A 16,572-nucleotide genomic window follows, 5' to 3' on the forward strand; every position below is an offset into this window, starting at 1 on the left:
GGGCGGGCAGCGGTTTCAGACGCCGAGGACATCGGGGCTCTCCCGGTCGGCCAGGACTTCTTCGAGCAGGGCCGCGCGGGCGGCCACGTCGAACGACGGGGGTTCGGGCTGCGGGACCCAGTGGCGTTGCCGCGCGAACGGGTACGACGGCAGGGCCACGACGCGGCGGGTCCCGGCGGGGTGCAGGTCCGCCCAGCCGACCACGCGGCCTTCGCACCACAGGGCGGTGAGCCGGGCGAGGTCGCCCGCGTCCGCCGCTGCCGCGGCGGCCGGATCCGGCGTGCGGTCCCGGGCCACCGCGGCCCCGCGGGCCCGCCGCAGGGTGCCGGTGTGCAGGCCCGGGTGGGGGGTGCCGTCGAGGAACGCGCCGAGCGCGGCGACGACGTCTTCGACGCGGCCGGCGGCGAACCCGAGGCGGTGCTCCATCTCCTCGCGGCCCACCTGCAGCGTGAACGCCAGGTCCGCGAGCGACGGCGCGCGGTCCTCGGCGAGGGCGCGCACGAGGAACCCGCGCAGGTCCTCGGCGCGCGCCCGCAACCGGCCGGCGTCACGGGCGGAGAGCACGATCGCCTGCGGCCCCGCGGCCGGCGCCGGTGCCGGCCGGTCCGGCGGCGCTTCCACGACGACGTGCGCGTTGACGCCGCCGAAGCCGAAGCTGCTGATCCCGGCGCGCAGCGGCAGTTCGCGCCCGGCCGCGTCCGTCACCGGCGCCCAGCGGCGCCGCTCGCGCACCACCTCGAAGCCGCTGCCCTCGAGCTTCAGGTGCGGGTTCAGCCGGTCGCAGTGCAGCACGGGCAGCAGCTCGCGGTGCCGCATCTGCTGCAGCACCTTCAGCAGGCCCGCCAGGCCGGCCGCCGCTTCGGCGTGGCCGATGTTCGCCTTGACCGAGCCGAGGGCCCGGACGCGGCCGGCCGAGGCGCCGAGGTCCCGGTAGGCCGCGGCGAGCGCGTCGACCTCCACCGGGTCCCCCAGCGCGGTGCCGGTGCCGTGCGCTTCGACGTAGCCGATGGTGTCCGGGTCGACCCCGGCCATCGCCGCCCGCACCACTTCGGCCTGCGCGGCGGCGTTGGGCGCGGTCAGCGACGCGGCCCGGCCGCCGTGGTTCTCGGCGCTGCCGAGGAGCACGCCCCGGATGGCGTCGCCGTCGCGCAGCGCGGCCGCCAGCGGCTTGAGCAGCACGGCCGCGGCGCCTTCGGCCCGGACGTACCCGTCGGCGGCTGCCGAGAAGGTCTTGCACCGGCCGTCCGGGCTGAGCATCCCGGCCTGCTGCGTCGCGGCGAAGGTGTCGACGCTCAGCAGCAGGTTCACCCCACCGGCGATCGCCATGCCGCAGCGCCCGGACCGGACGCTCTCCACCGCGCGGTGCACGGCGACGAGCGAGCTGGAGCACGCGGTGTCGATCGGCTCGCTCGGCCCGTGCACGTCGAGCAGGAACGAGAGGCGGTTGGCGAGCACGGCGTGCGAATTGCCGGTCGCGGTGTAGGCCTCGGGCGCGACCCCGCTGGCGTTGAGCAGGTGGTGGTAGTCGGTGCCGGACACGCCGAAGAAGACGCCGGTGTCCGCGGGCAGCCGGACCGGCGGGTACCCGCCGTCCTCCAGCGCCGTCCACACGGTTTCCAGCGCCAGCCGGTGCTGCGGGTCCATCAGCTCGGCTTCCAGCCGGGACACGGCGAAGAAGTCCGCGTCGAACCGGTCGACGTCCCGCAGCAGCCCGGCGAACTTCGGGAAGTCCGTGCCCGCCACGACTTCGGCGTAGCGGTCGTCGAACCGGTCGCCGGGGTAGGGCGTCACCAGGTCCTCGCCCGCCCGCAGCCGGGCCCAGAAGGCGTCCGGGTCGTCCGCGCCGGGGAAGCGCCCGGCGACGCCGACGATCGCCACCGCGTCGCCGGCGGGCCCGGTGGAAGCGGGTTCGAGGGAAGCGGGTTCGATCGCCACGGCGGGCGTGGCGGCCGGCCGGGCCGCCGGTTCCCGGTCCCCGAGCCGGCCGGCCAGCTCGCCGGCGAGGCCGCGGATGTTGGGGAACTCGAAGAACACCGACGGGCGCAGGTCGGTCCCCAGCCGGGCGCCGAGTTCGGCCGCCAGCGAAGCGAGCGTGATCGACTCGAAGCCGAAAGCCGGGAAGTGGGTGTCCTCGTCGATCTCGGCCGGGTCCAGCTTGAGCAGCTCGGCGACCGTCTCCCGGACGACGCCGGCCAGCCGGTCGCGGACGTCGCCGGCGGGGGAACCGGCCGGCCCGTCCGACGGCGGAACCGCGCCGAACCGGGCTCCGGCGAGCAGGCCCAGCACCCGGCCGGTCTCGTCGAGCAGACGGACGTCGAAGCCGGCGTCGCCGGTGCCCTCGATCAGCAGGGCGCGGGTGCGACCGAAGTCCCCGCCGGTCGCCGACGCGAGGTGCCCGATCGCGGCGTCGGCGTCCCCGGTCAGGTACTGCACGCCCTGCACCAGCCCGGCGAACACCCAGGCCGGGATGCGCACGCGCCGCGGGTGCGGGTCCTGGCGCCGCGCGGGCTCGGCGACCCGCACGAGGAGCCGGCCGCCGAGTTCGGCGACGCCTTCGACGACGCGGGCGTAGGGCCGCGGATCCACGCCGAGCTCGGCCAGCTTCGCGTAGAAGGCGTCCTGGTCCAGCGACAGCGGCGCGCTCACCGCCGGCTCGGTCCCGGTTTCCGCCGCCGCGGCGGGCCGGACGTCCGCGCCGAACAGCAGGGTGCCGTCCTCGTCGCGCAGTTCGGCGCGGTGGGCGCCGTCCCGCGTGCCCAGCCGCCACTCCAGCTGCCGCTCCCCCGCCGCGGGCGCGGGCAGCGCGCCCCAGCGGGCGTCGCGGACGGTCCACCGGTCCCCGTCGAGGCCCGCGAGACCGGCGAAGGCGAGCACGCCGTCCAGCAGGGCGACCGTGGCGTACCGGCGTTCGCGGCGGACGGAGTAGACGTAGTCGAGCAGGTCGTCGCCGCGCAGCGGGAGCCGGTACCGGATGCCGCTCAGGTCCGACCGGTTCACCCCGACCCACGGGTGCTCGCGCCGGGTGAAGGCGAGCGGGCGCAGCACGTCCGGCGCGTCGGCGAAGCCGGGGTACCAGCACCGGACCTGCTCGAACGGGTAGGCGGGCAGCGACAGCTTGGCCGGGCGGGTGCCCGGCGGCCAGAGCACGTCCCAGTCCACGGCCGCGCCCGCGGTCCAGCAGGCGGCCAGGGCCGCGAGGTCGGCTCCGGCGAGGGCCCGCGTCACCTCTTCCTCGGCCGGGGGCCGGGACACGCCCATCGTGCTGGCGGTGAACCGGACGCCGGCGGGCACCCGCACGGTGGCGTCCCAGTCCAGTTCGGACAGTTCGGCGAGCCGGGCCTCGGCGGCGGCGATGTCTTCGGCGGCGAACGCCAGCCGGCACGGCAGCTCGTTCTTGCCGGTCTGCAGGGTGTGGGCCAGCGCGTCCAGGCCCGGCCGTTCGGCGCGCACGTACGCGTGCAGGTCGCGCAGCACCCGGCCGAGCGCCCGCGGGGTCGTCGCCGAACAGACCAGCAGCCGCGGCACGCCCGTGTCCGGGGCCGGTGCCGGGTTGTCGTGCTCTTCGACGATCAGGTGCACGTTGGCGCCGCCGGCGCCGATCGAGGTCACCCCGGCCCGCCGGGGCACCTCCTGCCCGTCGATCACCGGACGGCGCCATTCGGCGCGCTCGCGCTGCACGACGAACGGCGTGCCGGCGAAGTCGATCGCCGGGCTGACCGGCTCCGCGTGCAGGGAGGCCGCGAGCGTGCGGTGCTTGAGCTGCAGCAGCACCTTCGTCAGGCCGGCGATGCCCGAACCGGACAGCAGGTGCGCCACGTTCGACTTGACCGAGCCCAGTGCGCAGAAGCCGCGGTCGGCGGTGTGGCGGCGGAACGCCGTCGTCGCGCCCTTGATCTCGATCGGGTCGCCCAGCGACGTCGCCGAGCCGTGGCCTTCGAGGTAGCTGATCGTGCGCGCGTCCACGCCGGCGTCGTCGAGCGCCTTTTCGATGGCCCGGGCCTGCTGGGCCGGGCTCGGCACGGTGAAGCCGTTGCGCACGCCCGCGTTGGTCATGCCGGTGCCGCGGATGACGCCGTGGACGTGGTCGCCGTCGGCGATCGCTTCGGCCAGCGGCTTGAGCACCACCATCCCCACGCCCTCGCCGAGCACGGTGCCGTCGGTGCCGATCCCGTAGCTGCGCAGCACTTCGGCGGTCTTGCTGGTGAAGTGCGCCTGGGACGTCGCGATCAGGTCGTAGGGGTGCAGCATGAGGTTGATCCCGCCGACGACGGCCATCCGGCACTCGCCGGTCCGGAGCATCCGCACCGCCTGGTGCACGCACGTCGAGGACGAGGCGCACATCGTGTCCAGGAACATCGACGGCCCGGTGAAGCCGTAGAAGTAGGACAGCATGTTGGCGAACACGCCGAGCTCGCTGCCGCTGGTGGCCGTGCCGCGCGTCAGCATGTTCTGGAAGCCGTAGAGGGAATAGCTGTTGTTCATCGAACCGACGAGCACGGCGACGTCGCCCTGGTAACGGCGCTGGATCGTCTCCCGGGAGTAGCCGGCGTCCTCCAGCGCCGTCACGCCCGCCTGCAGCAGCAGCCGGACCTCGGGCGACATCAGTTCCGCCTGCCGCTGGGAGATCGCGAAGTACCGCGGGTCGAACGCATCGATGTCGCGCAGGAAGGTCCCGGTTTTCACGACGGTCTTGCCGGGCACGTCGCGCTCGTCGAAGTACAGGTCGTCGTGGCGCCACCGCTCGCGCGGCACCGGCTCGAAGCTGTGCCGCCCTTCGCTGAGCAGCTCCCAGAACTCCGCCAGCGTGTCCGCGCCCGGGTAGCGGCCGGCCATGCCGATCACGGCGATGTCGTGGACATCCCGCTCGGCCTTCTCGGCGCGCGCGGGCCGCGGCCGCTCGCTCACCACGGGCGGGGCGGGCGGCGGTTCCGGTGCGGGCGCGGGCGGCGATTCCGGTGCGGGGACGGGTTCCGGCTCGGGTGCGGCCGGCGGCTCGGGGGCCGTGCCGAACAGCTCCCGCAGCCGGTCGCGGTGCTCGGCCAGCAGGTGGCCCGCCACGCCGCGCAGGTCGACGTGCTCGAAGAACAACGTCTTGGGCAGCGAGCCGAAGTCGTCCTCCAGCCGGCTCGTCAGGTCCACCACGACGAGCGAGTCGATGCCGTAGCGCTCCAGCTTCTCGTCGGGCCGGATGCGCTCCGGGTCCTGCCCGGTCAGCTCCGCGAACAGCCGGCGCAGGTGGTCCTCGGCCCGCGCGGCGAGCGTCCGATCGTCCACTGTGGACTCGCGTGCCGCGGGCGCCGGGGTGACCGGGCGGACGGCGGGTTCGTCCGGGACCAGGCCCGCGTACCGGCGCAGCTTCGCCGCCTCCCCGAACAGGACGGCCCGCTGAACGGGCGCGTCGGCGCGCAGCGCGCGTTCCAGCGCGGCGAGCGCGGCCGGCGTCGGCAGCGCGACGGTGCCCGTCGTCTTGCGCAGGTAGGCCTCGGTCGCCGGATCGACCCGCATGCCGCCCTCGGCCCACAGCGGCCAGTCGACGACGCGGACCGTGAGGCCCGACGCCTGCGCCGCGTGGGCGTCGAGGAACGCGTTGGCCGCCGCGTACGCCGTTTGCGCCGCGCTGCCGAACGCGCCCGCGACCGAACCGAACAGCAGCAGGAAGCCCGCGCCCTGCTCCCGGCAGGCGGCGTCGACGTGCGCGGTGCCGGCCAGCTTGGGCGCGAGCACCGCGGCGGTGGCCTCCGGCGGCGTGGCCACGAGGTGGCCGTCGGCGAGCACCCCGGCGGCGTGGAACACCCCGTCGAGGCGCCCGAACCGCGCCCGGATCGCCGCGGCCGCGGCGCGCACGCCGTCCGCGTCGGTCACGTCGACCGGCTGGTGGCAGACCCGGTCGCCGTACCGGTCCCGCAGCGCTTCGACTTCGGTGCCGGGGGCCCCGCGGCCGCCGAGCACCACGGTGGCGCCGTACCGGTCGCACAGGTGCGCGGCGACCAGCCGGCCCACGCCGCCCGCGCCACCGGTGATCCAGTACACCCCGCCGGGGCGCAGCAGCGACTCGCCGCCGTCGGTCACCGGCAGTTCCACGCTCTCCCGGCGCAGGCGCCGCCCGTCCCGGTCGTAGGCGACCTCCACCTCGGCCGCCGTCGCCTCGGTCCGCACGATCGCCTCGAACCGGGCGGCGTCGTCCGCGCCGAGTCCCTCGACGAGCACGAGCTTGCCCCGGACCGCCGGGTTCTCCTTGCGCAGCGACTTCAGGACCGCGGCGAGCGGGGCGTGCACCGGGTCGTCCGGAGCGCCCGGGGCGAGGACGAGCACGGTCCGGGCCGCCGTTCCCGGCCGGCCGAGCAGGGTGCGCAGGTGCCGGTAGCAGGCGTCGAACGCGGCCGCGGCCGCGTCGGCCGGCGCCGCCGGCGCCGCCGGCGCCGCGGCGGGCAGCGGCAGGATCTCCGCGTCCAGCCGGGCCGCGACGGCCGCGGCGGGCGCGTCGGCCAAAACGGCGTTCAGCACCACCAGCGGACCCGCGGCGCCGGGGCCGGCCGCGGGCGGGGGCGCGGGCCGCCACACCTGCCGCACTTCGAGGAGGTCACCCTCGGCCGGCTTCGCCGCGAGCGGGCGGGCGGTGTAGCCGCGCAGCCGGGCGCACAGCACCCCGTCGTCGCCGTGCACGTCGACGTCCACTTTGGACTGGTCACCGCCCGCGCCGCGCACCACCGCCCAGGCGCCGGCGCCGACCGGGGCGTACAGGGTCAGCTCGTCCAGGGCGAACGGGACCGCGGCCGCGGCGGGCCGCCGCCAGCCGGGACCGTCCGCGCCGAGGGCGAGGACGGCTTGCAGCGCGCTGTCGAGCACCACCGGAGGCAGCAGCCAGCCCCCGCCGGCCTCCGCCGGCACCCGGATCCGGGCGAGCACCCCGTCCGCACCCCGGGACACCGCTTCGAGGCCGCGCAAGGCGGGCCCGTGCTCGATCCCGCTGGCCCGCAGCGCCGCGTAGCCGTCGGCGACGTCGAGGGACTCGGGGTACCGCGCCCGCAGCCCGGCCGGGTCCACGGGCTCGCCAGGGCCCGGCCCGGTCACCAGCCGCCCGACCGCGTACCGGTCGCCCGACTCGCCGAGGACGGCGACGTCGTAGCCGTCGCCGTCGGGCACCAGCCGCAGCCGCACGGCGAGCCGGTCGCCGGGCACGGCCAGCGGCCGGACCCACCCGAAGTGGCGCACGCTCGGGATCCCGGACCCGCCGATGCGGGCCGCGGCGGCGAGGACGAGGCCGAGCACGGCGACGCCCGGCACCACCGGGGTCCCGTTGACGACGTGGTCGCGGAGGAAGTCCTGGCCGGCGGTGAAGGTCAGCGGGAACGTCCAGCCGCCGTCGGACTCCCGTCCGTCGCCGAGCGACGGGTGGCCGGGCCCGGCCGGATCGAGCGGCCGGAACCAGAACGGCGTGCGGGCGAAGGCGTACCCGGGCAGGTGCACGCGCCGCCCGGTGCCGGGCCAGGCCGACCAGTCCACGGGCAGGCCGTGCACCCAGGCGCGGGCGAACTTCTCCGCGCGGCCCTGCTCCGCCCACCGGGCCGCCAGCTCGGCTACGTCGGCTTCCTCCAGGCCGGCGTCGAGGGCGCCGATCGGGCCGGCATGCCCGCGCAGGCACCCTTCCGGCTCGGTTCCGCCACGGGCGACGCACTCCAGCTGCCCGGCCCACCCGGCCAGGTCCGCGGCGTGGAACACCACCCGGGCGGGCATCGGGACGCGGCCGTGGCGCAGCGTGTGGGCGACGTCGGCCAGGGCCGGGGGCTCGCCCTCGGCGAGGCGCGCCCTGGCCCACGCGGCCAGCCCGGCGCAGGTCTCGCGCAGCCGCTCGTCGTCCATCGCCGACACCGGCAGCCATTCGTCCGTGTCTGCCCCGCCGGTGGCCGCCGCGGGCGCCGGGGGTGCCTCCTCCAGAACGGCGTGCGCGTTCGTCCCGCCGAAGCCGAACGAGCTGACCGCGGCCCGCAGCGGCCCGTCACCGGCCGGTGTCCAGCCGGCCGGCCGCTCGACGACGTGGAACGGCGTGCCGGTCAGCGTGATCAGCGGGTTCAGCCGCTCGAACCCGACGGTGGCCGGCAGCCGGCGGTGCCGCATCGCGGCGATCACCTTGAGCAGGCCCGCGATCCCCGCGGCGCCTTCGAGGTGCCCGATGTTCGGCTTGACCGAGCCGATCCCGCACCGCTGGTCGGTGCGGGTGTCCCCGAGCGCGGCGAACGCCTTCTTCAGCCCGCGCACCTCGATCGGGTCGCCGACGGGGGTGCCGGTGCCGTGCGCCTCGACGTAGCTCACCGACGCGGGGTCGATCCCGGCCTGCCGGTAGGTGTCCACGATCAGCTGGGCCTGGGCGTCGGGGTTGGTCACGGTGAGCGAGCTGGTGCGGCCGCCGTGGTTGGTCCCGACCGCCTTGACGATCGCGTGCACCGGGTCGCCGTCGCGGCGCGCGTCCGCCGCGCGCTTGAGCAGCAGGACGCCGCCGCCTTCACCGCGCACGTAACCGTCGGCCGCCGCGTCGAACGCGCGGGCCCGCCCCGTCGGGGACAGCATTCCCGCCTTGCTGAACGCGATGAAGTGCCGCGGCGACCAGACGAGGTTCACCCCGCCGGCCAGTGCCAGCTCGCAGTCGCCGGCCAGCAGCGCCTGCACCGCCTGCTGCACCGCCACCAGCGAGCTCGCGCAGGCGGTGTCGTTGACGACGCTCGGCCCGCGGAAGTCGAAGTGGTGCGACACGCGGTTGGCGATGATCGCGTACGCCGCGCCGGTCGGGTAGTAGGCGTCGATCCCGTCGTGCTCCTGCTCGACGAGCTCGGCGTAGTCCCAGTGGCACACGCCCATGAACACGCCGGTGCGCGAGCCGGCGAGCCGGTCGCCGCGGTAGCCGGCGTCTTCGATGGCGTGCCAGCTCAGTTCCAGCGCCATGCGCTGCTGCGGGTCCATCAGCCGCGCCTCGCGCGGGGAGACGTGGAAGAAGTCCGCGTCGAAGCACTCCACGTCGTCGACGAACCCGCCCCAGACGCTGCTCGTCTTGTCGCCGTCGCGGCGCGGGTCGCCCGCGTGGTCGGCGGCGCGCCAGCGCCGCGGGGGCACCTCGCGGATCAGCGAGCGGCCTTCGGCCAGGTTCGCCCAGAACTCGTCGATGGTGCGGGCGCCCGGCAGCCGCAGCGCCGCGCCCACGATGGCGACGTCGGCGCCGGCCGGGTCACCGGAGGGGTGGCTCATGAGAAGTCCTCGTCTTCCGTGCCCGGCTAGGCCGGCAGCATGCTGGTACGGCGGTCGATCACGCGCAGCCCGGAACGCAGCGGCGCGGTGTCGCGGGCCTGCCCGCGGACGAACCAGTGGTGCAGCCAGAACAGCGAAGCCAGCAAGGTGAACGCCTGGTTCTCCTTGGTGCCGACGCGTTCGGCGGGGCCGTCGAAGACCCGGTCCACGAGCGCGCGGGTGAACCCCGGGTCGAGGACCCCGATCTCGTCCATAGTGGACCGATCGGTCAGGGTGTCGCGGTAGTCCGGGCACGCGCGCACGAACGCCGCGCTGTCGGTGGCCCGGTAGGGGAACTTGCCCTTGGCGAGCACCCGTTCCGGCAGCACGTCCGCGTAGGCGCGCTTGAGCAGGTACTTCTCGTCGAACGGGTCGCCGAAGCGGTGGTTGACCGAAGCGGCCAGCCGCACCACGGCGGGATCGAGGAACGGGCAGCGGTTCTCGACGCCGTGCCCGAGCGCCATCCGGTCGCCCTGGGTGGACAGCAGGTAGCCGGCCAGCAGGGTGCGGAACTCCAGCCACTGCGCCCGCTGCACGGTGCCGAGCCCGGCGTACCCCGGCTCGCCGGCCACCAGCCGCTGCGCCGGGCCGAACGGGTCGGCCGCGTCGCGCAGCAGCCGGGCCGCGAACCGGCCGTTCTGGAACCGCATCTGGTGGGTGAACAGCCCGGGCAGGTGCTCTTCGGTGAACCGCCGGTACAGGCCCAGCAGCCGCTTCGGCGCGCCTTCGTCGCTGAAGTGCGGCAGGTACGGGTGGCTGCGCGCGATCCGGTCGAGCCGCGCCTGCTCGTCGAGCTCGTCCCAGGCGTCCAGCAGCAGCGCGTCCTTGAAGATGCCGTAGCCGAGGAAGGCCTCGTCCGCGCCCTCGCCGCTGAGCACCACCTTGATCCCGGCCTCGCGCACCCGCTCGGCGAGCAGGTACATCGGGACGAACGCGGTGCGGAACGCCGGGACCTCGGCGTGCCGGACCGCGGCCGGGAACGCGCCCACGATGTCCTCGTCCCGCACCCGCACAGCGTGGTGCCGGGTGCCGAGCCGCGCGGTGAGCGCCTCCTGCTCGGCGGACTCGTCGAACCGGGCGTCCTCGAACTCCAGGGAGAACGTCCGCAGGCCGGCGGGCTGCCGCCGCGCGGCCAGGTGGGCGATGATCGAGGAGTCCAGGCCGCCGGAGACGTAGACACCGACCTCGACGTCGCTGCGCAGCCGCACGTCCACGGCGGCGGCCAGTTCCGCGCGGACCCGCTCGATCGCGGCCGCCTCGGACTCCGGGGCCGGGCCGGGCGTCAGGTCGAGCTCGGCCCAGCGGCCGCGGTCCACCCGGTCACCGCGCAGGCGCAGGTATTCGCCCATCGGCACCTGCTCCACCCCGCGGTAGCCGCTGTGGGCGGGCAGCGGCGTCCAGGTGGCGAAGATCGACGCGAGCTGGCCGGGGTCGAAGGAGAACCGGAACCCCGGGTAGGCGAGGAAAGCCTTCATCTCCGAGGCGAACAGCCAGGCGTTCCCGTGCCGCGCCACGAACAGCGGGCGCTTGCCGAACCGGTCGCGCACCAGGGTGAGCTCGCCGGCCACGGCGTCGTAGACCGCGAAGGCGAAGGCGCCGTTGAACCGGGGCAGGCAGTCCCGGCCCCAGGTCAGCCACGCCTGCAGCACGACCTCGGTGTCGGAGTCCGTGCGGAACCGGACCCCGCGCGCCCGCAGTTCGCGGCGCAGCTCCCGGTAGTTGTAGAGCTCGCCGTTGTAGCACAGCCACCACCGCCCGTCGGCGCTGCCGACCGGCTGCGAGCCGCTCTCGAGGTCGATGATGCCCAGCCGGACCGTGCCCATGGCGAGCCGGTCGTCCAGGTAGCAGCCCGCCTCGTCCGGGCCGCGGTGCTCGATCTGGCGGAGCATCCCTGCGATCAGCTCCCGGTGGCCCTCGGGCGACCGGTCGCCGCCGTACACACCGGCGATTCCGCACATCCCCGCGTCACCGGCCGTCCGCGCTCGGCACCGCGCTCGGCACCGCGGCCGATTCGACGAACTCGACGATGGCGCGCAGCGACACCAGCACGCTGTCGAGCAGGTCCTCCCCCAGCTCGACGCCGTAGCGCTCGTGCACGTGGTTCATCAGGGCCAGGTAGCCGAACGAGTCGAGCACGCCGGCCTTGAACAGGTCGGTGTCCTCGGTGATCTCGTCGCCGAACCGGAAGAGCGCTTCGCTCTCCAGGTGGCTCTTCAGCTCGGCGGTCAACGTGGGGTCGGGCATCGGAGTTCCTCCCTCGGTCGGGCGGGTGCGGTTCACGGGCGGGACAGCGGTTCGGCTCCGCCGATCAGCTCCGCCAGCGCGGGCCAGTGCGCGCGGATGAAGAAGTGGTCGCCGGGCAGCCGGTGCCGCAGCAGCGGCTCGGTGGTTTCGCGCTGCCAGGCCGCGATCTCCGCGTCGGTGAACGGTTCGCGGTCCCCGGTGACGACGGTGATCGGCACGTCCAGCGGCGGCTCCGCGCGGTGGGTGTACCGGCCGAGCACGGTGAAGTCGGCCCGCAGCACGCGTTCGTAGTGCGCCATCAGGTCTTCGAACTGCCGCAGCTGCGCGGGCACCCCGCCGAGCCGCTCGAGGTGGGCCCAGAACGCGTCCCCGCTCAGGCGCCAGGTGTCGCGTTCCCGGCTCGGCACCGACGGGCCGCACTCCCCGGAGACCACGAGCCGCCGCGGCGCGGGCAGGCCCTCGGCCCGGAGGCGCCGGCAGAGCAGGAACGCCAGGCGCGCCCCGAGGCTGTGGCCGTAGATCGCGTACGGCTCGTCGAGCCGGTGCCGCAGCTGGTCCAGCAGGTCGGCCACGACCACGTCGACGTCCGCCGACAGCGGCTCGGCCACCCGGCGGCCGCGGCCCGGCCGTTCGAGCGGCACCACCTCCAGCTCCCCGAGGTGCGCGGTGAGGGGCCGGTAGGCGTTTTCGTCGCCGCCGGCGAACGCCACGGTGAACACCCGGCGCGGTGCCGTGGCGGCGGGCGCCGGCGTGGCGTCGATCTGCCGCACCATCCTGGTCAGCACTCCTTCCCCGCCGACTTCCCGGAAACTCGCCGCGGGCAGCCGGCGCAGCACCGCGCGGACGCTGTCGGCCCAGCGCACCGTGCCCGCGATCTGGTCGCTCAGCGTCCGCGCCACTTCGCCGTCGCGGTACGGGCGCGCGGTCACGTTGGCGATCACGGTCCGGCGCAGCGGGGCGAAGGTGAACCCGCGCAGGAAGGCCGCGAACTCGTCCCCGGCCGCCCGCAGGTACCGGGAGTGGAAGGCGGCCGACACGCGCAGCGCGGTCACCCGCACGCCCCGGTCGGTCAGTGCCTGCTTGGCGCGGTCGATGTCGGCCGCCGAGCCGGACAACACGTTCTGCGTGGGGGTGTTCCGGTTCGCGATGTCCACTGTGGTCAGTCCGTCGGCCGCGAGCAGCCCGGCCAGCTCGTCGGCCGGGACGCCCAGCACGGCCAGCATGGCCCCGCCGTTCTCTTCGGCCATGAAGGCCGCGCGCTGCGCGACGAGCTTCAGCCCCGTCTCGAAGTCGAAGGCCCCCGCGGCCAGCAGCGCGTTGTACTCGCCGAGGCTGTGCCCGAGCAGCACGTCGGCTTCGGGCTCGCCCCGCCGGATCCGGTCCAGGTAGGACAGCGCGTTGACGACGTAGAGCGCGGGCTGGGTGTAGCGGGTGTCGTCGAGGCGGCCGTCGGGGTCCGCCAGGCAAAGCCGGGCGATGTCGTAGCCGAGGACCTCCCCGGCGAGGGCGACGTGGTCGGGAAACCGGTCGAACAGCTCCGCGCCCATTCCCTTGGCCTGGGTGCCCTGGCCGGGGAAGAGCACGACACTGCCGCCGCTGGCGTCGGGCATGGCTGCTCCGCTCTCCAGAAACTGGCTGGTCAGGTCAGGGGCCTGCCCCACGTGTCGAGGAAGGCGACGGTGCCGAGGGGACGGCGGGGCGGTGGCCGGAAGGCGGTGGTGGTCGTGTGGGCGACCGGCAGCAGGCCGACCTGCGTCACGTCCTCGGGCAGGCCGAGGATTTCCGCGGCCTCCCGCTCCCGCCGCAGGTGCAGCGTCGTCAGGACGGTGCCGAGGCCCCGGGAGCGCAGCGCGAGCTGGAAGCTCCACACGGCGGGGTAGATCCCGCCGTAGAACGAAGCCGCCTCGGGGTGGCCCGGCGGCGGGGTGCCCTGCACGCACGGGACGACCAGCACCGGGACGCGGTCGATCACGTCGATCAGGTGCTGCACGGAATCGACCATCCGGCGGACCGGCGGGTGCGCCACCGCGGCGCCCAGCTCGGCCCGCACGCCGGCGAGGTAGGTGCGGCCGACCTCCCGGAACAGCGCGCCGAGCTGCTTGCGCGGCCACGGGTCCCGCACGACGACCCAGCGCCAGTTCTGCTGGTTGCCCGGCGAGGGCGCGTAGGTGCTCAGCCGCAGGCAGGTTTCCAGGACCTCCGGCGAGACCGGGCGGTCGAGGTCGAGCTTGCGGCGGACCGCGCGGGTGGTGCTCAGCACGTGGTCGACGCCGGCGGTGTCGATGTCCATGGTTCCTCCTGCCGGCGTGGACGGCTCGCCGGTCACGCCGGGATCGGGTGCTCGAGGGCGGACGTGCGCCGGGGCGCCCCGGCCGACGCGCCGGTCAGCACGAGGTGGTGCAGCCGGCGCAGCTCGTCGGAGGGGTCGAGGCCGAGTTCCTCGTTGAGCACGCGGCAGGTGTGCTGGTAGGCGACGAGGGCGTCGGCGCGCCGTCCCGCCCGGTTGAGCGCGGTGACCAGCTGGTGGTGGAAGCGCTCGCGCAGCGGGTAGCGCCGGATCAGCGCCTGCAGCTCCGGGATCACCTCGGGCAGGTGCTCCTGCTCCAGGTCGGCCTGGACCCGCAGTTCGAGCGCGGCCTCGCGCAGGCCCTCCAGGCGCACGGCTTCGGCGTCCAGCGCCGGTCCCTGCCGCACGTCGGCGAGCGCGGCCCCGCGCCACATGGCCAGCGCCCGGTCCATCCGGGCGGAGGCGTCGGCGGCGCGGCCGGCGTCCAGCGCCGCCCGGCCCTCCCGCACGGCCCGCTCGAACCGGCGGACGTCGAGGCACGCCGGGTCGATGTCCAGCAGGTAGCCGTTGCGCACGGTGGCGAGGAGCTTGCTGCCGGAGCCGACGTGCGCGGCCAGCTGCTTGCGCACGTGGTAGACGTAGGTCTGCACGGTGCCCAGCGCGGTCCTCGGCGGCCGCTGCGGCCACAGCTCCTCGGTGATGCGGTCGACGCCGACGGCGCTGGGGCTTTCCAGCGCCAGCAGGGCGAGGACCTGCCTGATCTTGGTGGACGTCGTCCCGAACTCCCCGCGGGGGCCTGCCACGCGCAGGGGTCCGAGCAGGCTGATTTCCAGCACGGCCTCTCCTCGGTTCGGCGCGCCGGGCTTCCGGCGCGGCAGCGGTCCGGCGGGCACGCTCCCGCCGGGGACGGATCTCACCCCGAAGTCCACATGCCGGGCGGCCGGTAGACCGGGCCGCCGGGCCGCCACGGGGCCCCGGCGCGGCGGTCCCGTCCCGGTGGCGGTGCGGGCCGGCGACGCAGCAGGACGAGCGCCGCGAGCAGCGCGGCCAGTTCCGCGTCGTCCGGCGCGCCCCGCCTGATCACGACGGCCGGGCTCATGTCGGCGGGTTCCCGTGCTTGCGCAGGGGCAGCTGCGCGTGCTTGGCCCGCAAGGCGCCCAGCGCGTCGATCAGCACCCGTCGCGTGTCGGCGGGGTCGATCACGTCGTCGACGAGGCCGCGTTCCGCGGCGTGGTAGCCGTGCATCAGGCTCGTCCGGTACTCCTCGATCAGCTTGGCGCGGACGGCTTCCGGGTCCAGTGCGGTGCTGATCTCCCGGCGGAACACCACGTTGGCCGCGCCTTCGGCGCCCATCACCGCGATTTCGTTGGTGGGCCAGGCGAAGGACAGGTCGGCCCCGATCGAGCGGGAGTCCATGACGATGTAGGCGCCGCCGTACGCCTTGCGCAGGACGACCTGCACGCGGGGCACCGAGGCGTTGCAGTAGGCGTAGAGCAGCTTCGCGCCGTGGCGGATGATGCCGCCGTGCTCCTGGTCGCGGCCGGGCAGGAAACCCGGCACGTCGACCAGCGTGACCAGCGGAATGCTGAAGGCGTCGCACATCTGCACGAACCGCGCGGCCTTCTCGGCGGCGTGGATGTCGAGGACCCCGGCCAGCACGGCGGGCTGGTTGGCGACGATCCCGGTCACGTGCCCGTCCAGCCGGGCGAGCGCGCAGATCACGTTCTCCGCCCAGGACGCGTGCACCTCGAAGAATTCGCCGTCGTCGACGATCTCCTCGACGACCGCGCGCATGTCGTAGGCGCGCGCCCCGTCGGCGGGCACGATGTCCAGCAGCCGCTCGCAGCGGCGGTCGGGGGCGTCGAGCGGCACCACCGGAGGTGCCGGCTCGCGGTTGTTGGACGGCAGCAGGGAAATCAGGTACCTGACGTCTTCGAGGCACTCCTCCTCGGTGTCGTGGACGAACCCGCTCGCGCCGGACACCGTGGCGTGCACCTCGGCCCCGCCGAGCTGCTCGTGGGTGATCTCCTCGCCGGTCACCGAGCGCACGACGTCCGGGCCGGTGATGTACATCTGCGCCACGTCACGCACCATGAACACGAAGTCGGTCAGCGCCGGCGAGTAGGTCGCGCCACCGGCGCACGGGCCGAGCATCACGCTGATCTGCGGGATCACCCCGGAGTAGCGGACGTTGCGCTCGAAGATCCCGCCGTACCCGGCGAGCGCGGTCACCCCTTCCTGGATGCGCGCGCCCGCGCCGTCGGACAGCGCCACCAGCGGGGCGCCCGCGGCCGCGGCCAGGTCCATCAGCTTCTGGATCTTCTGCGCGTGGGCCTCTCCCAGCGAGCCGCCGAAGATGCGGAAGTCGTGCGCGTAGGCGAACACCTTGCGCCCGGCCACCGTGCCCCAGCCGGTGACCACCCCGTCGGTCGCGGGCCGCCGGTGCTCCAGCCCGAACCCGGACGAGCGGTGGTGGCGGAACCTCTCGATCTCCCGGAAGCTCCCGGGGTCGAACAGCAGGTCGAGCCGCTCGCGCACGGTCAGTTTGCCCTTGGCGCGCTGGGCGCGGGTGGCCTCCGGGGAGGGCCCGTCCTCCGCGCGCCGCCGGGCCGTCGCCAGCTCGCGAACCAGGGCGCGCATGTCCGGCGCCACCGACGGCGGTGCCGTGGGTTCCTCGATCGTCGTCACCGCCGGGCCTCCCGCCGGACCGGCAACGCGCTCTTCTCGTCGCTCACTGTCGTTCTCCCCAAAAACGGCGCAACAAC

The 16,572-nt window shown here is 75.1% G+C and carries 8 protein-coding genes; all 8 read right to left on the reverse strand.

The genetic code is table 11. The features are described from left to right. Nucleotides 1–15: 15 nt before the first annotated feature. Complete coding sequence (locus ACLJQE_RS07580) at nt 16–9,237, reverse strand: SDR family NAD(P)-dependent oxidoreductase (RefSeq protein ID WP_410638385.1); 9,222 nt, start codon at nt 9,235–9,237, stop codon at nt 16–18. 26 nt (nt 9,238–9,263) lie between these two features. Beyond that, a complete protein-coding gene (gene asnB / locus ACLJQE_RS07585) occupies nt 9,264–11,234 on the reverse strand; it encodes an asparagine synthase (glutamine-hydrolyzing) (protein WP_410638386.1) in 1,971 nt (656 codons plus the stop codon). A 7-nt stretch (nt 11,235–11,241) separates the two neighbouring features. Further along, nucleotides 11,242–11,520: an acyl carrier protein gene (locus ACLJQE_RS07590; RefSeq protein WP_410638387.1), complete on the reverse strand. Its 279-nt coding sequence runs from the start codon at nt 11,518–11,520 to the stop codon at nt 11,242–11,244. 32 nt (nt 11,521–11,552) lie between these two features. Continuing rightward, nucleotides 11,553–13,130, reverse strand: a complete 1,578-nt coding sequence (locus ACLJQE_RS07595) for a thioesterase domain-containing protein (protein ID WP_410638388.1) — start codon at nt 13,128–13,130, stop codon at nt 11,553–11,555. A gap of 29 nt (nt 13,131–13,159) precedes the next feature. Then, entirely contained in the window at nt 13,160–13,810 is a 651-nt protein-coding gene (locus ACLJQE_RS07600) for a nitroreductase family protein (RefSeq protein ID WP_410638389.1), read from the reverse strand. Nucleotides 13,811–13,842: 32 nt separating this feature from the next. Further along, on the reverse strand, nt 13,843–14,643 hold the full coding sequence (locus ACLJQE_RS07605; RefSeq protein WP_410638390.1) for an AfsR/SARP family transcriptional regulator: 801 nt from the start codon (nt 14,641–14,643) through the stop codon (nt 13,843–13,845). A 77-nt stretch (nt 14,644–14,720) separates the two neighbouring features. Beyond that, entirely contained in the window at nt 14,721–14,906 is a 186-nt protein-coding gene (locus ACLJQE_RS07610) for an acyl-CoA carboxylase epsilon subunit (protein ID WP_410638391.1), read from the reverse strand. Beyond that, a complete protein-coding gene (locus tag ACLJQE_RS07615) occupies nt 14,903–16,447 on the reverse strand; it encodes an acyl-CoA carboxylase subunit beta (RefSeq protein WP_410639153.1) in 1,545 nt (514 codons plus the stop codon). The genes ACLJQE_RS07610 and ACLJQE_RS07615 overlap by 4 nt, the downstream gene beginning before the upstream one ends. Nucleotides 16,448–16,572 lie beyond the last annotated feature (125 nt).

The sequence above is a fragment of the Amycolatopsis sp. lyj-346 genome, from assembly GCF_046548975.1.
GTDB lineage: Bacteria > Actinomycetota > Actinomycetes > Mycobacteriales > Pseudonocardiaceae > Amycolatopsis.